Origin of the sequence: Vibrio sp. LaRot3, assembly GCF_027587025.1 — a bacterium.
GTDB lineage: Bacteria > Pseudomonadota > Gammaproteobacteria > Enterobacterales > Vibrionaceae > Vibrio.
The window spans coordinates 333,380-353,370 of the sequence record NZ_JAPPTI010000002.1 but is presented as its reverse complement, the minus strand read 5'-3'; the positions used below and the strand labels follow the sequence as shown (position 1 = coordinate 353,370).

The following is a 19,991-nucleotide window of genomic DNA, read 5'->3' as shown; positions in this document are numbered from 1 at the left end:
CTTTTACTTTTGTAATTGCGATTACTTCTGCGCAAAGAGGTAGGTGCGGTAACCACCAATTAGATTTCTGGCCTTGTAGCCGCGGTTAATGAGTTGTCGATAAGCAACGTTACCACGTAACCCAACTTGGCAATATATGATGATTTCTTTGTCTTTTGGTAACTCATGCATTCGATCCCGAAGCTCATCCACAGGGATATTGATATCACCTTGAATGAAGTTACCGTTGCTGCGCTCACTTGGGTTGCGGACATCGAGTAAAATTTGATTGTCAGTGAGCGATTCTATTTCATCATAATGAATCGGGGTTGCATCACCTTTAATGATGTTGTTCGCGACAAACGCGGCTTGATTGATTACATCTTTGGCACTGCCAAACGGTGGGGCATAAGTTAGCTCTAAATGTTGCAGCTGATCGACCGTCATACCGGCGCGTTGTGCTACTGCCATAACGTCGATTCGTTTATCGATCCCATCTTTACCGACCGCTTGCGCTCCGAAGATTTTCCCAGAGGTTGGGTCAAATAACATCTTAAATGACACAGTTTCTGCGCCTGGATAATAACTGGCATGGCTAGCTGTGTGCACATAAACCTTCTGGTAGTGTGTGCTTGAAGCTTTAAGTTGCTTCTCGTTCTTACCTGTTGACGCGATGGCTAAGTCAAACACCTTACAAATGGCAGTGCCTTGTGTACCTTGATAGGTTTCACTGCGGCCAAGCATATTATCTGCTGCCATCCGGCCTTGACGGTTAGCAGGCCCAGCTAATGGCACAAGCGTTTGTTCGCCAGTGGCAAAATCCATTTCTTCAATGGCATCACCTACGGCATAGATCGACGGATCGCTCGTTTGTAGATGTTGATTGGTGTAGATCCCACCTAGTTCACCAAGTTGAAGGCCGGCTTCTTGCGCAAGAGTTGTCTCGGGACGAACGCCAATAGCCATGATTAGGATATCTGTTTTGACAGTGTCGCCATTGTTAAGCGTTAAAGTAAGGTGTTGTTCTGATACGTGGTATTTGACGGCTTCTAATGCTACGCCGAGCTTAAGGTCGACGCCTTTATTGCGGATTTCATCATGAACAAATCCTGCCATTTCTTTATCAACGGGCGTCATGACTTGGTTTGCCATTTCAACTAATGTGGTTTGTATGCCTAACTGGTGGAACGCTTCCATCATTTCAAGGCCGATAAAACCACCACCAACAACGGTGGCATGCTTTATTTGTTTACGTTCAATCGTGGCGATGATGCGGTCCATATCAGGAATGTTACGCAGCGAATGAGTCAACGGATTGTCTATGCCCTGAATATTCGGAACAATAGGGGCAGCGCCCGGGCTAAGCAGTAAGAAATCGTAACTCTCTTGATATTCATGACCATCAAGCAGGTTTTTAACGGTGACGGTTTTGCTTTGGCGGTTAATGCTCACCACTTCATTCATCACTCGAACATCGACATTAAAGCGTGCTAAGAAGCTTTCAGGGGTTTGCAATAGCAGCTTGCTGCGATCTTGTATGTCGCCGCCGATATGATAAGGCAATCCGCAGTTGGCGAAGGAAACAAATTCGCCTCTTTCAAACATAATGATTTGAGCATCTTCACTCAGGCGTCTTGCGCGTGCCGCTGCAGAAGCACCACCGGCAACACCACCGATAATTACAATCTTAGTCATTGCTATTCCTAAACAAACGTCGGGCTAATATTTGAACAATGGCTATTACTATAAGTTTGTATTTTAGTAATGTCTAATGTTATTTCATCTAAATGTTAAATTGCTAATTTAGACTTGACTAATATTTTGGTGTGACGTTATTGTTTAAATAGCGTTCAACGAAATGGTAGCTATAGATGGACATTGAGCAGTTTAAGCATGATGCCACCGCGGCATCTGATTGGCTAAAAGTGATCGCTCATCCAGAGCGTTTAATGGTGTTGTGCCAGTTAACACAAGGTGAGGTAGGTGTGGGTGAACTTCAGGCTAACTCTGCATTAACCCAATCGGCGTTTTCGCAACATCTCACAGTCTTGAGAAAGCATGGAATGATTAAACCTCGCAAAGTTTCTCAGCAGGTTTACTACTCATTAGCGGATGAGAGAGTCGAGCCGTTAATTGGCAGCTTACATGCGATCTTTTGTCAGCAAGAAGAGGAATCGTAATGAGTGAATACTGGATGTCACTTACGGGCGGCATGTTACTGGGCGTTTCGGCCACTTTGCTGATGCTTGTTTCCGGTAAAGTGGCGGGAATCAGCGGCATATTACGCGGAACGTTGCTTCCAGTGAAAGGCGACGTTGCGTGGCGATGGGTTTTCCTTATCGCGATGGTCATAGGTGGCGTATTCGTGAGTTGGCTAGTTGATTTTAATTTGCCAGCGGAGCTATCGAGCAATCGCGGTATGGTAGTGGTGGCTGGATTATTGGTTGGCGTTGGCACATCGCTCGCTAATGGATGTACAAGTGGTCATGGTATCTGCGGAATCGGACGCCTATCAGGTCGTTCTATTGTTGCCACTGTGACATTTATGGCCATGGCAATACTGACGGTTTGGATAGCTAAGTAAGGTAACGTCATGAAACAACCAATCAAAGTTCTATGGTTTTATCTCGCATCATTGGGCGCAGGGGCGTTATTTGGCGCAGGAATGGTGCTCTCAGGTATGGCTAATCCTGAAAAAGTCATCGGGTTTTTAGATATCAGCGGAAGTTGGGACCCAAGCTTGATGTTTGTAATGGGTGGAGCGCTTCTGGTGTTTTTGCCATGTTACCACTTGTTTATTAAGTCTCGACCTCGTGCGGTGTCAGGGTTCGAGATTAGTGTACCGACTCGCTCAGACATTGATGCAAAATTGATTGTCGGGGCTAGCCTCTTTGGCGTAGGTTGGGGCATGTTAGGTGTTTGCCCGGGGCCCGCGATAGCGAGTATTGCGTTAGGCAACAGCGACATATGGCTATTTATCGCCGCGATGTCGCTGGGTTTGATTATGCCAAAATGGCTGCCGCTTAGGGTAGGTAAAGTGTAGCGTTAAGCGGGCAGTGATCGCTGAGTTGATAGTTGAGCACATCTTTAGACTCAAACACAGTTTGCTTTGGTGCGCTGAGTTCTAGCGATTGGCTAATCACTATGTGGTCGATCAAAGACCTAAACTGATGCAATCGGTTTGGGTCATTGCGGCTTTTTACTTTGCACTGTGCTTTCGTGTCTCTGGTTGCTAGTCGTGCTGACGTACTCTCAGAGAGCATTTCCCACATCCAATCTTTAGGGTGGGCGAGGTTATGATTGAAATCACCAATGATAGCGTAGTTCTGTTGATTCGCTTCTCGCTCACTAATCCACTTATTTAGGGCTTGGGTTTGTTGTCGTAAAGTATTGCAGTTGCGGTTAGTTTTGAACTTGCCGCTACAGCCTGCTTTTAAATGGACATTGAGCAGATGAAGAGGTTGCTCAGTTTCAATGATGATGTAAGACGCGAATCTTAGCTTTCTTTGGTTGGCGCTCAATAGGTTAATGTCGGTAGGGTCAGAAACCGATAAAGATCTATCGACGGCAAATCCAGTGTATTGGTTAATATCTTCGAACTGAAGATGGCTGAACTTGGTTAATGATCGGTCCGACAAATAGATATGGTATTGATCGCCGACGACTTTAGAAATGGCTTCTTTACTTGATACCTCTTGGAACGCAAGGATCAGCGGATTTGATCTCTCCAAATAGTGCGACATTTTGTAAAAATCGTCACTTTTGCGTAACGACGGAGCGAAACGTTCATTTCCGCGTAAATCGAGCCATTCCATATTCCATGATGACAAATTGACCAATTGTTGCGCTTGTGTTGGTAGTGAACACAAAACCACTACATATAGAAGAATGGAACGTTTTATAACCGATTTCATGTCTGTCACTCCTGTGAGACTTGTCTATCCTTTATCTTACAAGCCCTCCCAAAAAATCAAGTTTAAATGCCTAATTTTTTCAATTTTCATAGTTTTCTTTGTATCTGAGATCCGTGCCGCCAAGATCGATTTGATCTTGTACTGGAGCTAAATTTTATTGATCGAAATCAATACTTTTAGGTAGTGCTTTGGAGTTTAATACGCCACAACATATAGTGTCAGCCAAACAATAATAAACCCTATATAGTGTATTTGTGGATAACTCTGTGAGTATTCTAGGGGTAAGGAGAAAAAGTGAAACCTATCGTAATCAAGCGTGACGGCTCTCGGGCTCCGTTCAGCAGGGATCGTATTCAAGCAGCAGTGGAAGCAGCATCAGAGCACGTAGATAAAGAAATCGCTATCTATGCCCTAAATGTGGCATTAGCGGTAGAGCTGAAACTGAGTGATCACGACGAAGTTCACATCAATCATATCCAAACCCTAGTAGAAGATGAGTTGATGCAAGGGCCATATAAAGAATTGGCTCGTAACTACATCGAATACCGTCATGACCGCGATATTGCGCGTGAGAAGCAAAGTACGCTTACTCGTGAAATTGAAGGTCTTATCGAAGAAAGCAACGTTGATTTAATCAACGAAAACGCGAACAAAGACGGTAAAGTTATCCCAACTCAGCGTGACCTACTTGCTGGTATCGTGGCTAAACACTATGCGAAAACACACATTTTGCCACGTGATATCGTTCAAGCGCATGAAGAAGGTGATCTGCATTACCACGATCTAGATTACGCACCATTCTTCCCAATGTTTAACTGCATGCTGATTGATTTAAAAGGCATGCTGACACATGGCTTTAAAATGGGTAATGCTGAAATTGATACACCAAAATCAATTTCTACTGCAACTGCTGTGACCGCGCAAATCATTGCTCAAGTAGCAAGCCATATCTACGGCGGTACTACCATCAACCGTATCGACGAGGTGCTAGAGCCATACGTACTTGCAAGCTTTGAGAAGCATCTTGAAATTGCAAAAGAGTGGGATATCCACAACCCAGAGGCGTTTGCGACTGCACGTACTGAGAAAGAATGTTTTGATGCATTCCAATCGCTAGAGTACGAAGTAAACACGCTACATACCGCTAATGGTCAAACACCATTTGTAACGTTTGGCTTTGGCTTAGGTACGTCTTGGGCTTCGCGTCTGATTCAGCAATCTATCTTAAAGAACCGTATTGCAGGTCTAGGTAAAAACCGTAAAACAGCGGTATTCCCGAAACTGGTGTTTGCTATCCAAGATGGTTTGAACCACAAAGAGCAAGATCCAAACTACGATATTAAGAAGCTAGCGCTAGAGTGTGCCTCTAAGCGTATGTACCCAGATATTCTTAACTACGACAAAGTGGTTGAAGTAACGGGCTCGTTCAAAACACCAATGGGCTGTCGTAGTTTCCTAAATACTTACGAAGAAAATGGCGAGCTGATTCACGAAGGTCGTAATAACCTTGGCGTAGTAAGCTTGAACCTACCTCGTATTGCGATTCGTGCGAAAGGCGATGAGAAAGAGTTCTACAAACTGTTGGATGAAAAACTGCATATCGCTCGTCGTGCACTTGAGACGCGTATTTCTCGTCTTGAAAATGTGCGTGCTCGCGTAGCGCCAATCCTATATATGGAAGGTGCATGTGGTGTTCGTCTGAAGGCTGACGATTCAATTGCGGAAATCTTTAAGAACGGCCGTGCGTCTATCTCATTGGGTTACATCGGTATTCATGAAACAATCAATGCGCTATTTGGCAGTGATGAGCATGTATATGACAACGGTGAATTGCGTGCAAAAGCCATTGCGATTGTTGAATACTTGAAGAAACAAGTAGAGCAATGGACGGAAGAAACAGGTTACGGCTTTAGCCTATACGGCACGCCAAGTGAAAACTTGTGTAGCCGCTTCTGCCGCATCGATACTAAAGAATTCGGCGTACTTGAAGGTGTGACAGACAAAGGTTACTACACCAATAGCTTCCACCTAGATGTTGAGAAGAAAGTAAACCCATACGATAAGATCGACTTTGAAATGCCTTACCCGCATGTGTCATCAGGTGGTTTTATCTGTTACGGAGAATTCCCTAACATGCAGCGCAACATTGAAGCGTTAGAGAATGTGTGGGATTACAGTTATACCCGAGTACCATACTACGGTACGAACACACCAATTGATGAGTGTTACGAGTGTGATTACACCGGTGAGTTCGAATGTACAAGCAAAGGCTTTACTTGCCCAAGCTGTGGTAATCATGACTCTACCAAAGTGTCGGTAACGCGCCGTGTGTGTGGCTACCTAGGCAGCCCAGATGCACGACCATTTAACTTTGGTAAACAAGAAGAAGTGAAACGCCGCGTTAAGCACCTTTAATGAGAAGCGCTTAACCGTTCACTGAATGTCTCTTTAATACTATCACCAGCTCGGTATCGGGCTGGTGTTTTGCACTCTAAGCTTATGAATTATCTTCAATACTATCCTGTTGATGTGGTTAACGGCCCCGGCACTCGTGTAACACTCTTTGTTTCGGGATGCGTACATGCATGCCGCGGTTGCTATAACAAGAAAACATGGAAACTCGATGCCGGCCATTTGTTTACTGAGCAAATGGAAGACCAACTGATTGCTGATTTGAACGATGACCGTATCAAGAAAAAGGGCTTGTCGCTATCGGGCGGTGACCCACTGCACCCAGCGAATCTTGAAGGTATTCTTCGTATCGTCAAACGTGTTAAAGCAGAGTGCGAAGGGAAAGATATTTGGATGTGGACGGGCTACACCTTAGCTGAACTCACACCAGAGCAACGCGAAATTGTCGACTATATCGACGTATTGGTTGACGGAAAGTTTGAGCAAGACAAAAAAGATCTTAACTTGGAGTGGCGAGGTAGCTCGAACCAAGTGATCTACCGTTTTAAATAGATTTGCCGTGTTATCGGCGGGATGAGCGTTAAGAGACTGAGTCTAATAAGAACGCCGCTAGTAGAACACATAGAGCCAGCGCAACGCACTGACTCTATTTCTATTTGACTAGTTTTGATACGTAAGGGATGTTTCTTAACTTATCTTGCCAAGGTAGACCATAACCAACGAGCAAATCGTCATTTTCCATTGTGTAGGCGTAATACTGAGGTACGGGAATATCCACTCGATTCGGTTTAACGAACAGCGTCGCAATGGACAATGACTTTACGTCATAGTGCTCTTGGATGTGAGCTACTAATCTTTTCATTGTTCCACCCGACTCAATCGCATCGTCAATCATAATGACATCTTGGCCATCTAATGAGATATTTTCATGGAATCTAATTGTCGATTGATTGTTGCTGTCGCCGGGCGTGTGAGGGCAAGAAATGTAGTCCATCTTGATGTCGAACTTCAATTTTCGCACTAAGTCAGCAGTAAACAAGATACCACCTGGAACAACGGTCACGACCACAGCATCACTGAATTGACGGTTGAGCTTTTCAGCCACTGCTTCAACGCCTTCTTGAATTTTCTGTTCACTTAAGACCAATTCACCAATATGTTGAGATTTCATCTATTTCTCCTAATAAACATGCTGTACGCTGCGCAACCTGTATGCTCACAAACGTGCTGATTGTCGATGGTAAAACCTCGCGACAGATAAAACTTGTAAGCAGCTTGATTATCTTTGTAAACGTTTAAAGTCAATTCTGCACATTGTCCTTTAGCATGGGCCATCAATTCTTTACCCATCCCTTGCCCTTGATAGAGGGGAGATACGAACATCGCTGCTAGCTGATTTTCGTATAACGAGTAGAAACCGATTACGTTTGAATCTTTCTCGAAGACATAAGTATTAGACGCGGGAATGTAAATTTCACGCATATTCGCAACTTGTGATTGCCAAAATTCTGGTGCGACAAAGTCATGTGCTTTAATTGACGCTTCTAACCAAATATCTAGGATTTGGTCGATATCTGCGGGTGTATATTGTCTGATCATTGATTGCTTCATGGTTGGATGCGACTCACTATAACCGCGATTATGGCTGCTTGAGTTAAACAAGTATTGAACATTTACGGCAAGTTAAGGCTGAGCCCACATTAAACAATAGTGCAGAGTCAGGTGGTGAGTGATGCTTAGTTACATAGCCGTGTTGAATCATTCATTGATTGAATAAGTAATAATTTAGTTTATATTATTTGTACTCGGCTTAAAAACCTAAAGCCATTGACAAATATACAAAATTTAGGAGTTTTGATGAAAGCACTTGGTATTGTCGCGATGATACTTGCGATTGTTTCAATTTTTGTGCCGGTAGTAGGCCCGTACCTTACTCTAATCTGCGCTTTATTAGCCGCATTTGCAGCTGGAGAAGGGCTAACATTTGCAATCGTCGCTATCGTACTCAACATTCTTAACGTGGTTCTTCTTTCTCCTTCGTTAATGGTTGTTGCAGGCGCAGCTGAGATAGAAAGCGTGGGTCTGGGCTCTCAACTTCTAGCAGGTATGGCTGTGGTTTTCATTGGTGCACAAGTCGTGGCTGCTATCATTTTGACTATCGTCCATGTGATGTGGAAAAAGAAACAGGCTAACAAGAAGCTCGCTGCGGTTTAAAAACCTCGAGCTTTAAGTGCAACTCTGCAGTAGGGTTATGGAGAAATACCGTCACCCTATTTTTCTAACTAAGGTGATAGTCAGCTTTTCCAAAGTTGTGTTTAAGTCATTTAATTCACGAGCCTCCTCGTAACAACAATTTAGCTTAAAAAACCAACCAAATTCTTATTCAGCAATAATTATTCATGTGTTATCGGTTTTTTATGGTCGAAATCCGCATAAACAAGTGGTACTTTGAATTTCAATCAATAGTGAATTTCAAAGGGCTGTGACTTTCATGTTTTCTCAATTACCAACACCAACGTTGGATCCTATTCTTTCTCTTTCTGTAGCATACCGAAATGATCCTCGACCAGAAAAGGTCGACCTTGGCATTGGTGTGTATAAAAACAGCGCAGGTGAAACCCCTGTTATGCGTGCAGTCTCTCAAGCACAAGATATCGTGGTCGCGACGCAAAAAACCAAATCTTATGTAGGATTGGCTGGTTGTGAAGAGTTTAACCAATCCATGATTGATTTGTTGCTGTCAGGTACTTCTGCGATGGATCGCGTGGCGGCAATTCAGACTCCCGGCGCAAGTGGCGCACTGCGCATGTTGGGTGACTTAATGAAAATAGCCCAGCCAAATACCACCGTTTGGATCTCTAACCCAAGCTATGTAAATCATAAGCCTGTCATGGAAGAGGCAGGGTTAAAAGTGAAGTATTACTCTTACTTTAGTGCGGATACTAAACAAGTCGATCAAGAAAAGATGTTGGCGGATTTGTCTCACGCAGGCAAAGATGATGTGGTACTTCTGCATGGCTGTTGTCATAATCCAACTGGTGCAGATATTAACTTCGACGCTTGGCAACAAATTACTTCGCTTGCGCAGAAGAATGGTTTTACGCCTTTCGTTGATATTGCCTACCAAGGTTTTGGTGAAGGTCTTGAAGAAGACGCAAAAGGTTTGCGCTTTATGGCAAACAACGTTGAAGAGATGCTGATCACGATCTCGTGCTCGAAGAACTTTGGGTTATACCGTGAGCGAACCGGTGCGGCAATTGTTGTGGGCCAAAGCGAAGAGCACGTCAATAACGCTAAAGGCAAACTCCTGACATTGGCGCGTTCTACTTACACGATGCCACCTGATCATGGCGCTGCTTTGGTGAAAACCATTTTAAAAGATCAACAGCTAACCAGCGTATGGAAGCAAGAGTTAAGTGAAATGCAGCAGCGTTTGTTAAACCTGCGTAAGAGTTTGTGTGATGAGTTGAGAAATAGCCACAATACTTCACAATTCAACTTTATCGAAAGCCACAAAGGTATGTTTACGGTGCTAGGCTTTAGCCCGGAGCAGATGTCTAAACTTCGTGATGAATATGGTATCTACGGAGTGGGGGATGGTCGCATTAATATTGCGGGACTGACCGAAAAAGATATCCCTTATGTGGCCGATGCAATAGTCAAAGTGTCGTAGGCTCAGTAAGATAGAGGCTCAAACGAGCCTCTTTTTTATTGGGCAGAACTGGATTAGGTGATTGAATGAATAAACCGTGGAAACTTCTCCTTCCGTTACTAATTGGTGGCGGTTTAACTGCCTGTGCTAATACTAACCCTTCTGCTGAAACTGCCTCCAGCGATGTTGAATCGCCAGACGTGATTGCTCACCCCATCCATCCTGTGCCACCACCTGTCATTGAGGTACAAGCGAAACATACTGCTGATGGTCGCTTGATCCTTGGCGAGCAAGAGTGGGTATATATTCCCGGCCTTGAAGAGAGTTTCAAAGCGCGTATTGATACTGGTGCAACTACGTCATCAATCAGTGCAACGGATATCGTGCCATTTGAGCGAGATGGAAAAGATTGGGTTAAATTCAAAATCGAACACGACAACATTAAAAGTAAAGAAATGGCGTTACCAGTAGACCGTTGGGTGAAAATTCGTCAGTCTAGCGCAGAGGGTACACAGAGACGTGCTGTGGTTCAGGCGTGGATTCAAATTGGTGACGTGAAAGAGAAAACCGCATTTACGCTGGCAGACCGTACACACCTTACTTTCCCTGTGTTACTTGGTCGTAGCTTCTTTAATAATGTTGCGTTAGTTGATGTGTCTAAAAAATATGTTCAAGACAAACGAGAATAATGAGTTTGTCATTTTTACTGGCTTCATTCGGACAATAACGAACAAAAAGACCGCTTGAGAAAGCGGTCTTTTTACGTTTAACGTGATCTGATACTCAGATGGGTTATTTCACTTCTAAAAGCTCAACATCAAAGATAAGGGTTGCAGCTGGTGGAATAGGGCCAGTGCCGTTTTTGCCATAAGCGAGTGGGCTTGGGATAAACAAACGGAACTTGTCGCCTTCTGTCATGTAGGTTAAACCTTCTTGCCAGCCTTTGATTACTTGACCAACGCCGAACTCAATTGGCTCACCGCGCTCAACCGAGCTATCAAATACTGTTCCGTCAATCAAAGTGCCGTGGTAGTGCACTTTTACTTTGCTGCTCGCAGTTGGTGAAACTGTACCTTCGCCTTTAGACAACACTTGGTATTGCAGGCCACTTTCCGTAGTGATCACACCTTCTTTTTGACCATTCTCAGCTAAGAAAGCCTGACCAAGTTGAAAGTTTTCATCTGATGCTTTGTGTGTTGTCCAAGTTCGGTAGATGAAAAAGCCTGCCAAAACGAAGATAACAATAGGAAAAATAATCTTAGACATGAACGCTATCCGTTGAATTATTGTTGGTTAATTAGGAAATTGATTGTGTTTGCGATGCCATCAACATCTTGGTGTCCTGATGTAATCACCTGATATTTGCCATTAACGATAAAGGTTGGGACTGCGTTAATTTCAGCTTTAGTTGAGATCTCATCCGCTAGGTGAATGGCTTTGAAAAGCTGAGTTTGCTGCTCTTCATTTAGGTTATAAGGGCTAATTAGACCACGGCTTTCGAACGCTTTATCAATGGCTTGTTTACGCTCGGTATTAGTCGCGCCTTCACCCATTTGAACTGCAGCGAAAAGATCCGCCAGCATGTCGTGATCAGGCTGTTTTGCTAATTGCATTTCAGCGCTGTAGTAAATCATGGCACTGATTTGCGCAGATTCGTTGAAAGTGACGTGCAGCTTGCCAATTTTTTGGTTAGTCAGCTGCTCAATTTTTCCTAGTTCACCTTCCATTTGACGGCAGTGACCGCAAGTTAGTGAGAATACCTCGGTAACTTGAGGTAAACGATAAGTTGAAAGGTTTGCAGGAAGAGCTTGGTACTGCTTACCTTCAACTGGAGTCGAGTTGTCTGAACAACCAGCAAGAACAATGCTTGCACCAAGCGCTAGAAGGGTTAGAAGCTTTTTCATAGTTTGTATTCTCTAATCACACATGTGAATCAAAATTGACGGTGATTTTACCGTTAACTCAGGGGTTTATATAGAGAGATTAGCAAAATCTAACAACTTAGGGTCATAGAAATGTCGAGATCACATCTGCAATGGGTTTTTCGTAGATAAACCTAAAGAAATTATTCAACGGTACGATATAGAAGTTGCACGCTATACGACCCTACGGTGAATCCATGAGAATAATTGCACTTTCATTACTACTAACCCTAACTGGTTGCGGTACGATCCCAACGGATATGCTATCAAGCGACATGCTTGATGTGGCTCCGATGAGCGATTACGACGTAAAATACCCGGAGTGGGGCAAGGCGACGATCGTTCAAAGCTCAGGCGTAGAAGGGCCGTATGGCGAAAAAAAGCCGGATGATCAAAGTTCATTGGAGAGTTTTCTGGCTAAGCACAACTTGAACTATCAAGTACTGCCGGGAAATCACATGATGGTGAAGCTGACGGATACCATCAAGTTTAATACTGGCTCGTCACAGGTTTCGAACGAGTCTGCATACTGGCTAGATATGCTCGGCCGTTATATCGCCACTCAACCGGGCATTGATATTGTGATTGATGGACACGCGGACAATACTGGTTCAAGTGGCTTCAATGATAGCTTGTCAGAAAAGCGCGCTGACGCGGTCAAACGCCAGTTAATGCAAAATAGGGTCAGCCAGCAAGCGATTTTCACTCGTGGATACGGTGAATATGCGCCTGCATGTACCAATGCGACTCGTGACGGTAAAGCGTGTAATCGCCGCGTAGAAGTACTGTTTATTGTCTCGACGGATTAGTCTCAATTCGTAAGTGCACCAAAATAAAAGAGCGAGAATGACCAATAGGTGATTCTCGCTTTTTGCCATTTATCGCTCTAAATAGTTCGGCGTAGTTCTTGCCCTAGTTGAAGTCGTTGCATGATGATTTTGCTTCGCTAGGTTCAATCTGTCTTATCTCGCGATTCATCGCTCAGTTCGTCTTTACTTGCATCTGCTATATCGTTTGATGCGTGGTCTACATTTGCATCGTCGGCAATAGTTTGGTCGCCATCTCGCTGATAGCGTTTGACAAGAAAAGGAGTCAGCATGACGCTTGAAGGGAAGAAGTGTTTCATGACGATAACCTTATTTACAGCAAGTTGGTATAGGGTCTTAAGACCTTGGCTATTGGCGTTAGCCTAAACTGGCGTCGGTAATAAGGTTTGTCCTAAATCAGAAAACGAATCGAAATAGGTATTGGTTTGGGATGAATGACTGCTTTTGTGACATATGTATAGATAAAAGCCCTGAAATATTCAGGGCTTTTGAAAGGATTAAGCGGTAGTTTCTACCTTAGCTGTTTTTTTTTCTTGCTGCATTTTCGCTAAGAAGTAGACGTTAACACATGCGATGAAACCGTTAGTTAAAACGACTGGCCACGCGTCGATCATCAAACCGTAAGCAGTGAAAAGTGTACAACCGATAAAGTTAAGAACACGCAGTTTTACAATGTCTTTCATAGTTAGTGAGATAGCAACCATGATTGATGCTGCGTAACCTAGAATTTCAATCACATTCATTTCCATTATTTGACCCTCTTAAATTTATGCCGCTTGATTGCGGTACCAATCTTCTCGTCTTGAGATAGTTGAGGAAGCTCCGTGCCTCGAGTGGTCTTAATTATCTGCTGCAAAATATAACAGTCATAATTCTGTGATTAAAGTCCAAATTCTAGGTAAAGTGAAGGTTAGCGATTACGCAAACGATTTGCGCAACAAAAATACATTCATGCGGTTAACGAATAAAATAAAAAAAGCCTACATTTGATAATGCAGGCTTATATTTAAAAACATTCAAAGCTTTTTGTTACAGGTAGATTACTTCTTTTTACCTTGTAGAACTTGCTTGTCTTCTTCAGTCAGTTCGCGGATACGACGGCTGATGTCACGACGCTCTTTAGAGATTTCAGCGCTCTTGATGATGTGATCATCTACGCGATCTTCGTAGTCAGCTTTCATGTTTTTGATGATACCAACGATTTCGTCAGTGCTCATGTCAGTTTCGATGTAGTCTAGAAGGTTTTCTAGTAGGTCTACACGTTTACGGTTATCACGAACTTTTTTCTCGTTATCAATAAGTTCACGTTTTAACTTATTCTTACGACGTGCCTGAGCTACGATTTCAAATACACCACTCATAGGTTCCTTTCCTAGTTTTAACGTTAACTGTAAGTGATTAAATCACAACAGCGCACACGTTTACAGTATTAAGATCAATCATTACGGTAACTTGACGAATTTATCATCAGATAGATTGTTAGGTCATTGAGCCAACGAAGGGAACGATATATGATTTTGCTATCCAAATGAGTAGTGAAGTGTAAACAATGCGTCATTCAGACATCATCATTCCTAAGTCGGAAGATAAAGTTAGCAATCTGCGAACTGAAAAACTTGGCGATGCTTATAAGTTTGAGCGCACGCAACAAGAAATCACCGAAGTAGAGTTAAATCGAACTAAAATTGTCATGATCGATGAGAATGGCAACATGAAGCGTGTTCCGATACTTTCTGAGCATTAACCAAAGAACTCACTCTGCTGCTCAATCTAAAATGAAAACATAAGGATATTGCGATGAATATTGAGCTTAACCCCGTTGAAGCGCGTGTGATAGGTTGTCTGATTGAAAAAGAAGTGACAACACCGGATTATTACCCACTGACACTCAACAGCTTAACCTCCGCCTGCAATCAAAAAAGCAATCGCGAACCTGTCTTATCATTAGATGAAAGTGAAATTCAACAAGCCGTTGATTCTCTTATCGCCCGCCGTCTAGTTAGCGATGAAAGTGGCTTTAACAGCCGTGCTAACAAGTTCCAACACCGTTTCTGCAATACCGAGTTTGGTGATTTAAAACTGACCGAACAAGAAAAAGGCATTGTATGTTGCTTATTATTACGCGGTGCACAAACGCCGGGTGAACTGAGAACTCGTACTAACCGACTCGCAGCCTTCACTGATGTAAAAGAAGTCGAGGCGGTACTAGAAAACATGGCCGCGCGATCGGAAGGCGCGCTTGTGGTGAAGTTACCTCGCGAAGCGGGTAAACGTGAATCTCGCTATCAACATCTATTCAGTGGTGAAGTGGACATGGAGGCGCTACAATCCGCAGCTCATGTTGCGCCAGTAGCCAACTCCTCGCGTATCGAACAGTTAGAAGAAGAACTTTCGGCACTAAAAGCCGAGGTGGCTGAATTGCGTGCCATCGTCGAACAGCTTAATGGTTGATTCGGTAAAACAGTGGAGCGTGTACTATGTTCGTACACGCTCTAATGCTCTTTATTGCGGTATAACAACGGATGTAGACCGTCGCTTTCAACAACATTGCAATGGCACTGGAGCAAAAGCGTTAAAGGGTAAGGGGCCGCTTGAGTTGGTTTGGTCTCATCCTGCTGGGGAATCTCGTAGCAGCGCCTCAAAAATCGAATATCAATTGAAAAAAATATCGAAACAACAAAAAGAAGCGCTGATCATTGGTAAGATGAGCCTTGATGCTGTGCTCGAAAAGTCATAACAGCAATAAAACCGCAACGGATATGCGAAAATGTATTACCCTTTTTTAAAGGGGGCGTAAATTAACTGCCAAACCAAAGAGATATGGTTAGATAAGCAGCGACGCCAAATACAACGAATAAACGCAACTAACTATAAAACGAACAACGCTTCGTAACGCTAGGCAAAAAAGAGAACGGTTATGTATAAAACGGCGGTTGTAACCCTATTGTCGTCGGTTGTATGCGCGTCAGCATTCGCGCAAACGACGCAAGTGCTAAATGGTTACTGGCAATACGACGAATATTTGCAAGAAAACGCAGTACAAAGACAACTCACTCAACAGTTGGCTGAGTCTGTTAGACAACAGCCAGTACCACTGCGGGCAAATCAGCAGAAACCGATCAATATTTCAGTGGTTTATCCCGGTCAGCAAGTTTCAGACTATTGGGTTCGGAACATTAAAGCCTTTGAAACGAGGATGGAAAAGCTAGGCATTCAATACAGCTTAAACCAAGTTTTCACCCGTCCAAACGTTGATGCACGTCAGCAAAGCTTATCTTTGCTGGAAGCGGTTCAAAACCGCGCTGATTATCTTATCTTTACCCTAGACACCACTCGTCACAGAAAGTTTATTGAGCATGTTCTCAGTTCGACAGACACTAAACTGATCTTACAAAACATCACCACACCAGTGCGCGCTTGGACAGATCAACAACCATTTATGTATGTTGGGTTTGATCACATGACAGGGGCGCGCGAGCTTGCCAAATACTACCAAGAGTCGTTGGATAAAAAAGGGGACTACTCGGTCCTTTATTTCTCTGAAGGTTATGTGAGTGATGCTCGTGGCGATACGTTTATCGAGGAAATGCATCGAAACAGCAATTTCAAATTATCTTCCTCTTACTACACCAAAGCTACGCGTGAATCTGGTTATCAATCAGCGCTAAATGCGGTGAAGCAAAACCCTAACATTTCGTTTATTTATGCTTGCTCAACCGACGTTGCGTTGGGCGCTGCGGATGCTCTAGAAAGCATTGGTCGTGGCGACATCATGATCAACGGATGGGGTGGAGGAACGGCAGAGTTAACCGCGATTGAACAAGGAGAACTCGACGTTACGGTCATGCGAATGAACGATGATACTGGCATCGCAATGGCAGAAGCGATCAAGTTAGACCTGCAAGGAGAGCCAGTTCCTCAAGTGTATTCCGGCGATCTTGAGTTGGTTTCAGCACAGGATTCACAACAAAAAGTCGATCAACTTAAGCAGCGTGCATTTAGGTACTCAGATAATTGATGGCGTTCTGGAAAAGGTCTAGCGGAAACTATCGATTAGCTAGGCTCTTTACACATTCGATATTCTTGACCATCAGTGTACTGACGGTGGTCGTGCTGCTGCAAAACTACCAAGTAAACCGTCAAGTCGTTACGCAGGAGGTTGCCCGCTCCAAGCAGCAAACCTCAAGTTTAGTGCAGGAAATCTTTAACTTTCGATTAGAGTCGATAGAGCTTCTACAAGACAGTTACAGCCGTAGCATTATGCTGGCGGACGCTATTCGTGAGCGTAAAACGACAGACATTGATCACTTCTTTCTCGCAGTTGATCAAATTGATACGGATATTTCCCCAGACTTTCGTTTTATTAGCCGCAGTGGCCATTTGCTGTGGGCCGATGGTAACAACCAGTTTTATGGAATTAAAGATGAGCAGTTGATGCACATCTCAACCGATATGGTCACGGGTAATGAGTGGTATTTGTCTCAAACGCCATCAAGTATGGGGACGCGTTATTTATTGGTACGACGCACTTCATTGGTGTCGATGCAAAATGGCGAAGTACTCGGGGATGTATTTGCTGGTTTGGTGCTTAACGATAATTTCGCGTTAACTCGTGCCTTGCTTAAAGGCAGTAATGTGGATGACATTGCGCTTTCGGTCGGCTCTGAAGTGATTGCCACCAGTATTAAAGATTCCAAACGTCACATTGAATGGTTGGAACAATATTCACCACAGCTTAATGCTAACAAATACATGGTGTCGCGCACCGATTTGACCATTAATGGCGTTGCGACGTTTTTGTCTGTTTATACCATTCAGAATAACTCCCACATCGCATTAATGATGCGTGGCCATTATGCTTGGGTCGCGGTGGCTATCATTTCCATTTTGATTATTGCCTTGTACAGTCGTTACTGGTTAAGCCAACGTGTATCAAAAGAGCTACAAAACCTGATGCTTTATACCGAGCAAAGTGTTGAAGCTCAGCGCGTAGAGCCTTTTGATGGTTCAAGTATCGCTGAGTTTAATAAAATCGGTCAATCATTCCAGCGTTCATTCAAGCGTTTGAGTGAACAAGAGAAACAGTTTGCGGATCTGTTTAACTTCTCAATCTCGCCAATCACACTATGGGATACGTCAGGCAGCCTATTACGAATGAACCCTGCGGCTGAACGCAGTTTTCGCAGTGATGACCCTCATCAAGACAATTATCAGTTTTTGCTCGATAAACTCATGCCACAGATTCGTATGTGCGCTCATGGTGCGGCATTAACCGGCATCAACTTAACCATTGGCGATAACACCTATCGTTGGAATTTATCGCCAATCGTAATTGATAACACGACCCGTTATGTGATTGCTCAAGGCCAAGATGTAACCAGCTTCGTAGAAGCAGAGAAGCAAAGCCAAATGGCACGTCTGGAAGCGGAAGAGTCGGCGCGTGCTCGAGCGGACTTCTTAGCGAAAATGAGTCATGAATTGCGCACACCGCTAAATGGTATTTTGGGCGTATCTCAGTTACTCAAAGGTAAACTGAGTGACTCAAATGATATCGAACACGTTGAAGTATTAGTGAACAGCGGCGAACATTTGTTGGCGGTATTAAACGATATTCTCGATTTCTCGAAGATAGAGCAGGGTAAGTTCCATATTCAACACTCTGAGTTTAGGTTACAAGAGCTACTGAGTGCGGTTGAAAAGATCTATCGCCCACTTTGTCATGACAAGAATATTGAGTTGGAAGTGTACAGTAACATACCGTCCGACCTAGTAGGGGCAAGCGATCAAGTTCGCTTAAACCAAGTGTTGTTTAATTTGGTCAGTAACGCGGTCAAGTTTACGCATCAGGGCCATGTTCGAGTCGAATTGATATTAGACAGAAAGCAAGAAGTACCGCAGTTAGAGATCTTAATTGAAGACACTGGTATTGGTATAGACAAACAACGTTTGGCACATATCTTTGACCCATTCGTTCAGGCCGAGGCAACGACAACGCGAGAATATGGCGGCAGTGGTTTAGGGCTTGCGATTGTTTATAACCTTGTTGAACTGCTTGATGGTTCCATTCAGGTGTCCAGTGAGATAGGCAAAGGCTCTCGGTTCGTGGTTATCTTGCCATTAGAAGTGGTGGAGAACGCAGCAGAACTTACCTCAGGTGAGTTGCTTGAAAGCCCTGAAACCATGTTTGATCGCGACCTGAACGTACTATTGGTTGAGGATAATCATACCAATGCCTTTATTGCGCGGGCATTCTGTGAGAAATACGGCATGAAGGTGACTTGGGTAACGGATGGCTATAACGCCATTGAACACTTAAAAGATAACCCGAATGTCGATTTGATTTTAATGGATAACCAATTGCCTAATTTGGGCGGTATTGAGACCACGAAAATCATCCGCCACGATCTGGCGATGAATGTACCTATCTATGCCTGTACCGCAGATGGTATGCAAGATACTAAGCGTTCGTTCCTAACCGTGGGTGCAGATTACGTCATCATCAAACCGATTAAGGAAATCGCCCTTAATCAAGCGTTCATTCACTATAAGCAAAACTTCTATTTGCCCGCTAAAGCGGAGTAGCAAGGAAGGCTTTTTCAAGCAAGGCTTGTTTTAATTCGGTATTCATTTCAATCTCATGGCTGAATTTAATACCGAATTTATGCCCTGCGCGCCGTTTTTCAATACTTACGATAGTAAGTTGCATTTCTTCAGCGAAAAACGAGTTAAATTCCGAATCAATTTCGATCACACTGTCGTTTTCGAGAGCATTTTCACCATTGATGAATATCGCGCAGCCGTTAATAGAGAAATCGAGCATGGTCGCACTGTAGGACACGGTGTTAGACACCACGGTAATCGGCATATCCATTGGGTAACGCTCATGATGACGAATGGGTTTTGACGCGAAGTGGGACGGAATGCGCAGTAGCATTAGGTTCGTAGGGTGATTAACTATCGACAATACCGAGGTCTTAAAGGCGATGATATGGCCAAGTTTTGATTGGGTAATCGCTCGAACAACAATTGTGACGTTCGCTAACTGGCGCATCACTAAGGCTTCTTGAACCTTCTTCGGCAAATCGATCAGAAGAAATCGGTCAACCTTACAACCGACATATTCAGAGTTAAAAGCGTAAGTGTCTTGAGGGCCAAATTGTAGCGAAACTGACAATTTGAGTCCGGCAGAGAGCAAAGGTAGAAGGTGCTCGACATGTGAATTGGGCATAATCAAAACTGGCTAATAATACAGAACAATAACTATACGATTAAACTCAATTAATAG

General features: G+C 43.7%; 24 protein-coding genes. 14 read left to right on the top strand and 10 right to left on the bottom strand.

Annotation, left to right across the window (positions count from 1 at the left end):
- Positions 1-21: 21 nt before the first annotated feature.
- On the bottom strand, positions 22-1,674 hold the full coding sequence (locus OH461_RS08335; RefSeq protein ID WP_270020173.1) for an FAD-dependent oxidoreductase: 1,653 nt from the start codon (positions 1,672-1,674) through the stop codon (positions 22-24).
- 176 nt (positions 1,675-1,850) lie between these two features.
- On the opposite strand from OH461_RS08335, the gene OH461_RS08330 reads away from it, so the two are divergent.
- From OH461_RS08330 to OH461_RS08320, 3 genes are read left to right on the top strand one after another with little or no spacing between them, the layout of a single operon-like run.
- Positions 1,851-2,159 (top strand): ArsR/SmtB family transcription factor, encoded by a 309-nt coding sequence (locus tag OH461_RS08330; RefSeq protein ID WP_270020172.1) that lies wholly within the window; start codon positions 1,851-1,853, stop codon positions 2,157-2,159.
- Positions 2,159-2,563 (top strand): YeeE/YedE family protein, encoded by a 405-nt coding sequence (locus OH461_RS08325; RefSeq protein WP_270020171.1) that lies wholly within the window; start codon positions 2,159-2,161, stop codon positions 2,561-2,563. Before OH461_RS08330 ends, OH461_RS08325 begins: the two co-directional genes overlap by 1 nt.
- 9 nt (positions 2,564-2,572) lie before the next feature.
- Positions 2,573-3,022 (top strand): YeeE/YedE family protein, encoded by a 450-nt coding sequence (locus OH461_RS08320; RefSeq protein ID WP_270020170.1) that lies wholly within the window; start codon positions 2,573-2,575, stop codon positions 3,020-3,022.
- Here OH461_RS08320 and OH461_RS08315 read toward each other — a convergent pair.
- Entirely contained in the window at positions 3,003-3,893 is an 891-nt protein-coding gene (locus OH461_RS08315; RefSeq protein ID WP_270020169.1) for an endonuclease/exonuclease/phosphatase family protein, read from the bottom strand. The two genes, OH461_RS08320 and OH461_RS08315, sit on opposite strands and share 20 nt — an antisense overlap.
- A gap of 294 nt (positions 3,894-4,187) precedes the next feature.
- On the opposite strand from OH461_RS08315, the gene nrdD reads away from it, so the two are divergent.
- Positions 4,188-6,308 carry an anaerobic ribonucleoside-triphosphate reductase gene (gene nrdD, locus OH461_RS08310; RefSeq protein ID WP_270020168.1) on the top strand — a complete coding sequence of 707 codons (2,121 nt, stop codon included), beginning with the start codon at positions 4,188-4,190 and terminating at the stop codon, positions 6,306-6,308.
- Positions 6,309-6,392: 84 nt separating this feature from the next.
- A complete protein-coding gene (gene nrdG, locus OH461_RS08305; RefSeq protein WP_270020167.1) occupies positions 6,393-6,857 on the top strand; it encodes an anaerobic ribonucleoside-triphosphate reductase-activating protein in 465 nt (154 codons plus the stop codon).
- A gap of 100 nt (positions 6,858-6,957) precedes the next feature.
- Here the strand turns inward: nrdG and OH461_RS08300 are convergent, their stop codons facing one another.
- Complete coding sequence (locus tag OH461_RS08300) at positions 6,958-7,476, bottom strand: phosphoribosyltransferase (RefSeq protein ID WP_270020166.1); 519 nt, start codon at positions 7,474-7,476, stop codon at positions 6,958-6,960.
- Entirely contained in the window at positions 7,473-7,904 is a 432-nt protein-coding gene (locus OH461_RS08295) for an N-acetyltransferase (protein ID WP_270020165.1), read from the bottom strand. Before OH461_RS08295 ends, OH461_RS08300 begins: the two co-directional genes overlap by 4 nt.
- Before the next feature lie 258 nt (positions 7,905-8,162).
- Here OH461_RS08295 and OH461_RS08290 point away from each other — a divergent pair, with 258 nt between their 5' ends.
- From OH461_RS08290 to OH461_RS08280, 3 genes are all read left to right on the top strand, one after another.
- The gene (locus OH461_RS08290) at positions 8,163-8,519 is read left to right on the top strand and encodes a hypothetical protein (RefSeq protein WP_270020164.1); all 357 of its coding nucleotides are present in this window, start codon (positions 8,163-8,165) and stop codon (positions 8,517-8,519) included.
- Between the two features lie 277 nt (positions 8,520-8,796).
- Positions 8,797-9,978, top strand: a complete 1,182-nt coding sequence (locus tag OH461_RS08285) for an amino acid aminotransferase (RefSeq protein ID WP_270020163.1) — start codon at positions 8,797-8,799, stop codon at positions 9,976-9,978.
- 65 nt (positions 9,979-10,043) lie between these two features.
- Positions 10,044-10,646 carry an ATP-dependent zinc protease family protein gene (locus tag OH461_RS08280; protein WP_270020162.1) on the top strand — a complete coding sequence of 201 codons (603 nt, stop codon included), beginning with the start codon at positions 10,044-10,046 and terminating at the stop codon, positions 10,644-10,646.
- Between the two features lie 103 nt (positions 10,647-10,749).
- Here the strand turns inward: OH461_RS08280 and OH461_RS08275 are convergent, their stop codons facing one another.
- Both OH461_RS08275 and OH461_RS08270 read right to left on the bottom strand, forming a co-directional pair.
- On the bottom strand, positions 10,750-11,223 hold the full coding sequence (locus tag OH461_RS08275) for an FKBP-type peptidyl-prolyl cis-trans isomerase (RefSeq protein WP_270020161.1): 474 nt from the start codon (positions 11,221-11,223) through the stop codon (positions 10,750-10,752).
- Positions 11,224-11,240: 17 nt separating this feature from the next.
- On the bottom strand, positions 11,241-11,861 hold the full coding sequence (locus tag OH461_RS08270) for a thiol:disulfide interchange protein DsbA/DsbL (RefSeq protein WP_270020160.1): 621 nt from the start codon (positions 11,859-11,861) through the stop codon (positions 11,241-11,243).
- 215 nt (positions 11,862-12,076) lie between these two features.
- On the opposite strand from OH461_RS08270, the gene OH461_RS08265 reads away from it, so the two are divergent.
- Positions 12,077-12,688, top strand: a complete 612-nt coding sequence (locus tag OH461_RS08265) for an OmpA family protein (protein ID WP_270020159.1) — start codon at positions 12,077-12,079, stop codon at positions 12,686-12,688.
- A gap of 143 nt (positions 12,689-12,831) precedes the next feature.
- Here OH461_RS08265 and OH461_RS08260 read toward each other — a convergent pair whose 3' ends face one another.
- The 3 genes from OH461_RS08260 to OH461_RS08250 all read right to left on the bottom strand — a co-directional run bounded on the left by OH461_RS08260 (position 12,832) and on the right by OH461_RS08250 (position 14,067).
- A complete protein-coding gene (locus OH461_RS08260; RefSeq protein ID WP_270020158.1) occupies positions 12,832-13,005 on the bottom strand; it encodes a hypothetical protein in 174 nt (57 codons plus the stop codon).
- A gap of 198 nt (positions 13,006-13,203) precedes the next feature.
- Positions 13,204-13,455 carry a YgjV family protein gene (locus tag OH461_RS08255; protein WP_270020157.1) on the bottom strand — a complete coding sequence of 84 codons (252 nt, stop codon included), beginning with the start codon at positions 13,453-13,455 and terminating at the stop codon, positions 13,204-13,206.
- Positions 13,456-13,746: 291 nt separating this feature from the next.
- The gene (locus OH461_RS08250) at positions 13,747-14,067 is read right to left on the bottom strand and encodes a DUF496 family protein (RefSeq protein WP_260261903.1); all 321 of its coding nucleotides are present in this window, start codon (positions 14,065-14,067) and stop codon (positions 13,747-13,749) included.
- A 188-nt stretch (positions 14,068-14,255) separates the two neighbouring features.
- Here OH461_RS08250 and OH461_RS08245 point away from each other — a divergent pair, with 188 nt between their 5' ends.
- From OH461_RS08245 to luxQ, 5 genes are all read left to right on the top strand, one after another.
- Positions 14,256-14,450: a hypothetical protein gene (locus OH461_RS08245; RefSeq protein WP_270020156.1), complete on the top strand. Its 195-nt coding sequence runs from the start codon at positions 14,256-14,258 to the stop codon at positions 14,448-14,450.
- Positions 14,451-14,503: 53 nt separating this feature from the next.
- On the top strand, positions 14,504-15,157 hold the full coding sequence (locus OH461_RS08240; protein WP_270020155.1) for a YceH family protein: 654 nt from the start codon (positions 14,504-14,506) through the stop codon (positions 15,155-15,157).
- A complete protein-coding gene (locus OH461_RS08235) occupies positions 15,150-15,443 on the top strand; it encodes a GIY-YIG nuclease family protein (RefSeq protein WP_270020154.1) in 294 nt (97 codons plus the stop codon). The genes OH461_RS08240 and OH461_RS08235 overlap by 8 nt, the downstream gene beginning before the upstream one ends.
- A gap of 180 nt (positions 15,444-15,623) precedes the next feature.
- Complete coding sequence (locus OH461_RS08230) at positions 15,624-16,724, top strand: autoinducer 2-binding periplasmic protein LuxP (protein ID WP_270020153.1); 1,101 nt, start codon at positions 15,624-15,626, stop codon at positions 16,722-16,724.
- Positions 16,724-19,288: a quorum-sensing autoinducer 2 sensor kinase/phosphatase LuxQ gene (gene luxQ / locus OH461_RS08225; RefSeq protein ID WP_270020152.1), complete on the top strand. Its 2,565-nt coding sequence runs from the start codon at positions 16,724-16,726 to the stop codon at positions 19,286-19,288. The genes OH461_RS08230 and luxQ overlap by 1 nt, the downstream gene beginning before the upstream one ends.
- Here luxQ and OH461_RS08220 read toward each other — a convergent pair.
- Complete coding sequence (locus OH461_RS08220; protein ID WP_270020151.1) at positions 19,275-19,934, bottom strand: PilZ domain-containing protein; 660 nt, start codon at positions 19,932-19,934, stop codon at positions 19,275-19,277. The two genes, luxQ and OH461_RS08220, sit on opposite strands and share 14 nt — an antisense overlap.
- Positions 19,935-19,991 lie beyond the last annotated feature (57 nt).

Excerpts from the sequence above, each read along its gene's own strand:
- OH461_RS08320 (WP_270020170.1), top strand. The coding sequence starts at position 2,573 with ATGAAACAACCAATCAAAGTTCTATGGTTTTATCTCGCATCATTGGGC.
- OH461_RS08255 (WP_270020157.1), bottom strand. The coding sequence starts at position 13,455 with ATGGAAATGAATGTGATTGAAATTCTAGGTTACGCAGCATCAATCATG.
- OH461_RS08270 (WP_270020160.1), bottom strand. The coding sequence starts at position 11,861 with ATGAAAAAGCTTCTAACCCTTCTAGCGCTTGGTGCAAGCATTGTTCTT.
- OH461_RS08235 (WP_270020154.1), top strand. The coding sequence starts at position 15,150 with ATGGTTGATTCGGTAAAACAGTGGAGCGTGTACTATGTTCGTACACGC.
- OH461_RS08330 (WP_270020172.1), top strand. The coding sequence starts at position 1,851 with ATGGACATTGAGCAGTTTAAGCATGATGCCACCGCGGCATCTGATTGG.
- OH461_RS08300 (WP_270020166.1), bottom strand. The coding sequence starts at position 7,476 with ATGAAATCTCAACATATTGGTGAATTGGTCTTAAGTGAACAGAAAATT.
- OH461_RS08260 (WP_270020158.1), bottom strand. The coding sequence starts at position 13,005 with ATGAAACACTTCTTCCCTTCAAGCGTCATGCTGACTCCTTTTCTTGTC.
- OH461_RS08285 (WP_270020163.1), top strand. The coding sequence starts at position 8,797 with ATGTTTTCTCAATTACCAACACCAACGTTGGATCCTATTCTTTCTCTT.
- OH461_RS08275 (WP_270020161.1), bottom strand. The coding sequence starts at position 11,223 with ATGTCTAAGATTATTTTTCCTATTGTTATCTTCGTTTTGGCAGGCTTT.
- OH461_RS08290 (WP_270020164.1), top strand. The coding sequence starts at position 8,163 with ATGAAAGCACTTGGTATTGTCGCGATGATACTTGCGATTGTTTCAATT.
- OH461_RS08280 (WP_270020162.1), top strand. The coding sequence starts at position 10,044 with ATGAATAAACCGTGGAAACTTCTCCTTCCGTTACTAATTGGTGGCGGT.
- OH461_RS08315 (WP_270020169.1), bottom strand. The coding sequence starts at position 3,893 with ATGAAATCGGTTATAAAACGTTCCATTCTTCTATATGTAGTGGTTTTG.
- OH461_RS08325 (WP_270020171.1), top strand. The coding sequence starts at position 2,159 with ATGAGTGAATACTGGATGTCACTTACGGGCGGCATGTTACTGGGCGTT.
- OH461_RS08245 (WP_270020156.1), top strand. The coding sequence starts at position 14,256 with ATGCGTCATTCAGACATCATCATTCCTAAGTCGGAAGATAAAGTTAGC.
- OH461_RS08335 (WP_270020173.1), bottom strand. The coding sequence starts at position 1,674 with ATGACTAAGATTGTAATTATCGGTGGTGTTGCCGGTGGTGCTTCTGCA.
- OH461_RS08220 (WP_270020151.1), bottom strand. The coding sequence starts at position 19,934 with ATGCCCAATTCACATGTCGAGCACCTTCTACCTTTGCTCTCTGCCGGA.
- nrdG (WP_270020167.1), top strand. The coding sequence starts at position 6,393 with ATGAATTATCTTCAATACTATCCTGTTGATGTGGTTAACGGCCCCGGC.
- OH461_RS08230 (WP_270020153.1), top strand. The coding sequence starts at position 15,624 with ATGTATAAAACGGCGGTTGTAACCCTATTGTCGTCGGTTGTATGCGCG.
- OH461_RS08240 (WP_270020155.1), top strand. The coding sequence starts at position 14,504 with ATGAATATTGAGCTTAACCCCGTTGAAGCGCGTGTGATAGGTTGTCTG.
- OH461_RS08265 (WP_270020159.1), top strand. The coding sequence starts at position 12,077 with ATGAGAATAATTGCACTTTCATTACTACTAACCCTAACTGGTTGCGGT.
- OH461_RS08250 (WP_260261903.1), bottom strand. The coding sequence starts at position 14,067 with ATGAGTGGTGTATTTGAAATCGTAGCTCAGGCACGTCGTAAGAATAAG.
- OH461_RS08295 (WP_270020165.1), bottom strand. The coding sequence starts at position 7,904 with ATGATCAGACAATATACACCCGCAGATATCGACCAAATCCTAGATATT.
- luxQ (WP_270020152.1), top strand. The coding sequence starts at position 16,724 with ATGGCGTTCTGGAAAAGGTCTAGCGGAAACTATCGATTAGCTAGGCTC.